This is a genomic window from Methylobacterium sp. B1 (assembly GCF_000333255.1).
In the GTDB taxonomy this organism is placed as follows: domain Bacteria; phylum Pseudomonadota; class Alphaproteobacteria; order Rhizobiales; family Beijerinckiaceae; genus Methylobacterium; species Methylobacterium fujisawaense.
Genome location: NZ_BACT01000265.1, coordinates 1 through 4,398, shown reverse-complemented (window position 1 = coordinate 4,398; position 4,398 = coordinate 1). Strand labels below are relative to the sequence as shown.

At 69.3% G+C, this 4,398-nt stretch carries 6 protein-coding genes and 1 pseudogene; 4 read left to right on the top strand and 3 right to left on the bottom strand.

The features are described from left to right. Nucleotides 1-231 precede the first annotated feature (231 nt). A pseudogene (locus tag I53_RS31055) lies at nt 232-399 on the bottom strand (flagellar biosynthetic protein FliP); the annotation flags it as partial. Between the two features lie 29 nt (nt 400-428). Between I53_RS31055 and I53_RS07665 the strand changes: the two are divergent. The 4 genes from I53_RS07665 (at nt 429) to rsmD (ending at nt 3,308) form a co-directional block, all read left to right on the top strand. Further along, entirely contained in the window at nt 429-620 is a 192-nt protein-coding gene (locus tag I53_RS07665) for a CsbD family protein (protein ID WP_043348685.1), read from the top strand. Between the two features lie 77 nt (nt 621-697). Continuing rightward, nucleotides 698-874 carry a DUF1328 domain-containing protein gene (locus I53_RS31050; protein WP_043348682.1) on the top strand — a complete coding sequence of 59 codons (177 nt, stop codon included), beginning with the start codon at nt 698-700 and terminating at the stop codon, nt 872-874. A gap of 119 nt (nt 875-993) precedes the next feature. Next, entirely contained in the window at nt 994-2,754 is a 1,761-nt protein-coding gene (locus I53_RS07655; RefSeq protein WP_051044721.1) for a pseudouridine synthase, read from the top strand. Next, nucleotides 2,751-3,308 carry a 16S rRNA (guanine(966)-N(2))-methyltransferase RsmD gene (gene rsmD / locus I53_RS07650; protein ID WP_043348679.1) on the top strand — a complete coding sequence of 186 codons (558 nt, stop codon included), beginning with the start codon at nt 2,751-2,753 and terminating at the stop codon, nt 3,306-3,308. The genes I53_RS07655 and rsmD overlap by 4 nt, the downstream gene beginning before the upstream one ends. Nucleotides 3,309-3,314: 6 nt before the next feature. Here the strand turns inward: rsmD and I53_RS07645 are convergent, their stop codons facing one another. Beyond that, on the bottom strand, nt 3,315-3,689 hold the full coding sequence (locus tag I53_RS07645) for a cupin (protein WP_043348677.1): 375 nt from the start codon (nt 3,687-3,689) through the stop codon (nt 3,315-3,317). 58 nt (nt 3,690-3,747) lie between these two features. Continuing rightward, nucleotides 3,748-4,188: a helix-turn-helix domain-containing protein gene (locus tag I53_RS07640; protein ID WP_043348675.1), complete on the bottom strand. Its 441-nt coding sequence runs from the start codon at nt 4,186-4,188 to the stop codon at nt 3,748-3,750. Nucleotides 4,189-4,398 lie beyond the last annotated feature (210 nt).

The window sequence follows — 4,398 nt, the reverse complement described above, 5'->3', positions numbered from 1 at the left end:
GCACGCCCGAACGGAAGGCCGAGCGGCGCGAGATCCTTTGCGGCTAGCAGGGCGCCGGCACGTCGACCGGGATCGCCCGGCAGAGGCCGCAGGCCGGCCGCGTCTAGGCCGATGCCGCGCGGCCCGTCAGGCGACTCCGCGCACCGATCCCCGCCATCGCGCGATCCTGCGGTGTCGCCGCGGAGGCCGTCCGGATTTGCCCGGATCGTCGACGGCCGGTCGCGGCTGCCGTCATCCGCCGTAGCTCTGGACCAGCGAGCCGGCGACCAGGGTCCAGCCGTCGACCAGCACGAAGAAGATCAGCTTGAACGGCAGGGCGACCGTCGCCGGTGGGACCATCATCATGCCGACGGCCATCAGGACCGACGCGACCACGAGGTCGATGATCCAGTGCGGCATCGCCGCAGATCGAACAAGAGGACAACGCCATGAGCAGCACCACCGACAAGATCAAGGGCGTCGCCAACGAGGCTCTTGGAAAGGCCAAGCAGGGCATCGGCGATGTGACCAACAACGACAAGCTCAAGGCTGAGGGCGCGGCTCAGGAACTCAAGGGCAAGGCGCAGGCTACGGTCGGCGACGCGAAGAGCGCGGTGAAGTCGGCCACCGACAAGCTCTGAACGTCAAGCACAACCGGAACGGAACCCGCCTCGCGCGGGTTCCAGTCTTGAACTGAACCGGACTAAGCGAGGATGCCATGATCGGCTGGGCTGTCACATTTCTCGTCGTCGCTCTCGTGGCGGCGCTCCTCGGCTTCGGCGGCATCGCCGGAACGGCCATGGAAGCTGCCAAGATCGTCTTCTTCGTGGCGATCGCCCTGTTCCTGATCTCCGCCGTGTTCGGCGTGATGCGCGGTCGCTCACCCCGGATCTGACGGCACACTCGCGCATCAATCTTCGAGGCGGTCCCGATGGGCCGCCTTCGTCGTTTCAGCCTCGGCTCAACCGCACGTGCCGTCTCGCCTGTAGAGTGTGGCTCTGATAAGCGGCAGGCATGACCGATCTGCCGAACGACGATAAGCCCGAGGCGGGCGCTCCCCGCCCGGCCCCCGAGTCAAACCAGGGCCAGGGCTGGACCCCGCCGACCGATGCGGGCAGTGCCGCGGACGCCCCTGACGCTCCGAGGAAGCCGACAGCCAAGGCGAAGACGGGTGCCAAGACTGCGCAGCCGCTGCCGGCGACCCCGACCGAGGACGAAGGCGCTATCGAGACGCCGCCCGGCGAGCGTATCGCCAAGGCTATGGCACGGGCCGGCATCGCCTCACGGCGGGATGCTGAAGCGATGATTCTCGCCGGTCGCGTCAGCGTCAACGGCGAGACGCTGACCTCCCCCGCCCGCAACGTCACCGAGAACGACCGCATCCTGATCGACGGCGAACCGATGCCGTCGCGCGAGCGGAGCCGACTGTGGATCTTCCACAAGCCTCGGGGGGTGGTGACCACGGCCCGCGATCCCGAGGGTCGCCAGACCGTCTTCGAGGCGCTGCCCGAAGAACTGCCGCGGGTCGTCGCGGTGGGACGCCTCGACATCAACACCGAGGGTCTCCTGCTCCTGACCAACGACGGCGGCTTGGCCAAGGTGATCGCGCATCCCGACACGGGCTGGCTGCGCCGGTACCGGGTCCGTGCGCACGGCGACACCGATCAGGCGCAGCTCGACAGGCTGGCCAAGGGCGTGACCATCGATGGCATGGAATACGGCCCGGTGGAGGCCACCCTCGACCGCGTCCAGGGCGACAACGTCTGGCTGACGCTCGGCCTTCGCGAAGGCAAGAACCGCGAGGTCAAGCGTATCCTTGAGCATCTCGGCCTCTCGGTGAACCGGCTGATCCGGCTGTCCTTCGGCCCGTTCCAGCTGGGCGATCTGGAGGTCGGGCTGGTGGAAGAGGTGCGCACGCGCGTGCTGAAGGACCAGCTCGGCAAGAGCCTCGCCGAACAGGCGGGCGTGGATTTCGACAGCCCGGTCCGGGAACCGATCGCGCCCTTCGGCGAATCGCGACAGTCCGACCGGGAAGCTCGGGCTGCACAACAAGCTCCATCCCGGCGCAATGCTGCGCGTCCGGCACCGACGCCTCGGGTCTCGACGGGCGGTACCGGACCCGGACCCCGCAACTCCGCGTGGCGCGACGAGGACGCGACGAAGCCGCGGGGGACGCGCATCCCCCGCCGCGGTGCGGACCCTCGTGCGGCGCAGGCCGCCGCGGCCGAGCGGGGTCGCGAACGTGTCGGCTCGATCCGCACCGGCGAGCGCCGCGTCGTCGTCGAGCGCCTGACGGCGACGCCTGCGGAGCCAGCGCCCGTCGAGAAGCCGCGGCGCCGCTTTGCCGACAAGGCCGGACAGGAACGGCCGGAGCGCAATGCCGGCCCACGCGGCGAACGCGGCACCGGCGAGTGGAAGCGCCGGGAGACAGGGCGAGACGACCGGCCGCGCGGGGATACGCGCTTCGAGGATCGCCGCGACGGCAAGGCTGGCGATCGGCGCGAACGCGCATTCGACGCCAAGCCGGCCGACGGAGCGGCCCGAAAGGCCGGTTCGTTCCCGCCCCGGAAACCCGCCGCCGGTGGCGGCAAGCCGGCCTTCGGAGGCCCGAAGCCGGGAGGCGCACGTCCCGGTGGATCCCGTCCCGGCGGCAAGCCGGGCGGCTTCTCTGGCGGCGCGCCCGGCAAGGGCGGCGGGCGACCGGGTGGTCGTCCCGGTGCCCCGCGCGGCGGAGCCAAGCCCGGCGGTGGCCGACCGCCACGCGGGACGCGATGAGGATCGTCGGTGGCGCTTGGCGGGGCCGCAGGCTCGCCACGCCGCGCACCGAAGCGATCCGGCCGACTTCGGATCGACTCCGGGAATCGCTGTTCAACGTGCTGACCCATGCCTACGAGCAGGCTGTCGAGGGTGCTCAGGTTCTCGACCTGTTTGCCGGGACGGGCGCTCTCGGATTCGAGGCCCTGTCGCGGGGTGCCGCCTACGCGTTGCTCGTCGATGAGGGCGCCGAAGCCCGCGCGGTGATCCGCACCAATATCGAGGCGCTCGGGGCCGAAGGCGTGACGCGCCTGTTCCGTCGGGATGCGACCCGGCTTGGGCCTGCCGCCTCGGCGGGCCCTTTCTCGCTCGTCTTCTGCGATCCCCCCTACGGCAAAGATCTGGCGCCGCGCGCCCTCGAGAGCGCTGCCGCGGGCGGATGGCTCGCCCCTGGGGCTCTTGTCGTGGTCGAGGAGGCCGCAGCCGTCCAACTGGTCTGGCCCGCGGGCTTCGAATCGGTGGAACGACGCGTCTACGGCGACACGGCGGTGGCGATCGCACGATTTAACGCCTGAGCCCCTCTAGGGAGCTTCGACCATTTCCTCTTCGGAAACCGTCAGCTCAGGGCCGAAATGGATAGCCAGCCAGACGGTGGGAGACTCGGTCCAGTGGACCCGGTGCCGACGGTGCGGAGCGATCATCAGGGCATCGCCAGCGACGAGGCGACGCGGGGCCGACTCGTCGGCGAACAGGAGGTCGGCCGCGCCCGTCAGGACGGCGACCCACTCGGCGTGCGGCTGATCGTAGTAGAAGCCCGGCGGACTCGCTTGCCCGGTCGAGACGATGCGCTCCACCCGGAGACCCGGGCTGGCCACCAAGACCGACACGACCTCATCGGCTGCGCCGAGCGGCAGATCGGCCAGCAGATTGGTCACGGTCGTCGGTCGTTCGGCCATGATCCATCCCCGGCAGATCTCACGCGGCGCTGGGCTGGAGCGCCGCGCCGGCCCGATCTCACGCGTTGCGCGTTGCGGTGGGAGACTGAGGCGCCGCTTCGTCCGCCGATCGCAGCTGGGAGATCCGCGCGGCGGATTTCACCAGCGAGAGCACGTCGCGGCGCATCTGATCGTCGGCGATCTGATTGTAGGCCCGCAGGATCTCGACGGCGCCGGCCACACGAAGCAGCGCCGGGCCATTCTCCGTCGAAGCCTCGGGCTCGGGCTCGAAGAAGCTTGAGACCGGGACGCCGAGTCGCTCTGCGATTGCCTGCAGACGGCCGGCTCCGACCCGGTTCTTGCCAGTCTCGTACTTCTGGACCTGCTGGAAGCTGACACCCAATGCACTGGCCAGGGCCGATTGGCTCAATCCGTTAGCGGCCCGAAGGAACGCGATGCGGCTGCCGACCCCGTGATCAATGGCTGTCGTCTGCTTCGGCTTGGGGGTTGGGTTCGCCATCGTTGGTAGTCCGGATGTTCTTAAATGTTGGCAGGCTTGCTCGCCCGGATCCGGGGCGCCAATCACAACTGACAGGTGCAACATTGCGCCGCGAAGATCCAGACGTGACATCTGTTAGTGCCACAGGTCAGCCGCGCGTGCAACGAATGGTTACGCTTTCAAAATCTTGAGCCCGGAAGACTCCCGGGCGGGCCTCTCAGTGACCACGAC

Excerpts from the sequence above, each read along its gene's own strand:
- I53_RS07665 (WP_043348685.1), top strand. The coding sequence starts at position 429 with ATGAGCAGCACCACCGACAAGATCAAGGGCGTCGCCAACGAGGCTCTT.
- I53_RS31050 (WP_043348682.1), top strand. The coding sequence starts at position 698 with ATGATCGGCTGGGCTGTCACATTTCTCGTCGTCGCTCTCGTGGCGGCG.
- I53_RS07655 (WP_051044721.1), top strand. The coding sequence starts at position 994 with ATGACCGATCTGCCGAACGACGATAAGCCCGAGGCGGGCGCTCCCCGC.
- rsmD (WP_043348679.1), top strand. The coding sequence starts at position 2,751 with ATGAGGATCGTCGGTGGCGCTTGGCGGGGCCGCAGGCTCGCCACGCCG.
- I53_RS07645 (WP_043348677.1), bottom strand. The coding sequence starts at position 3,689 with ATGGCCGAACGACCGACGACCGTGACCAATCTGCTGGCCGATCTGCCG.
- I53_RS07640 (WP_043348675.1), bottom strand. The coding sequence starts at position 4,188 with ATGGCGAACCCAACCCCCAAGCCGAAGCAGACGACAGCCATTGATCAC.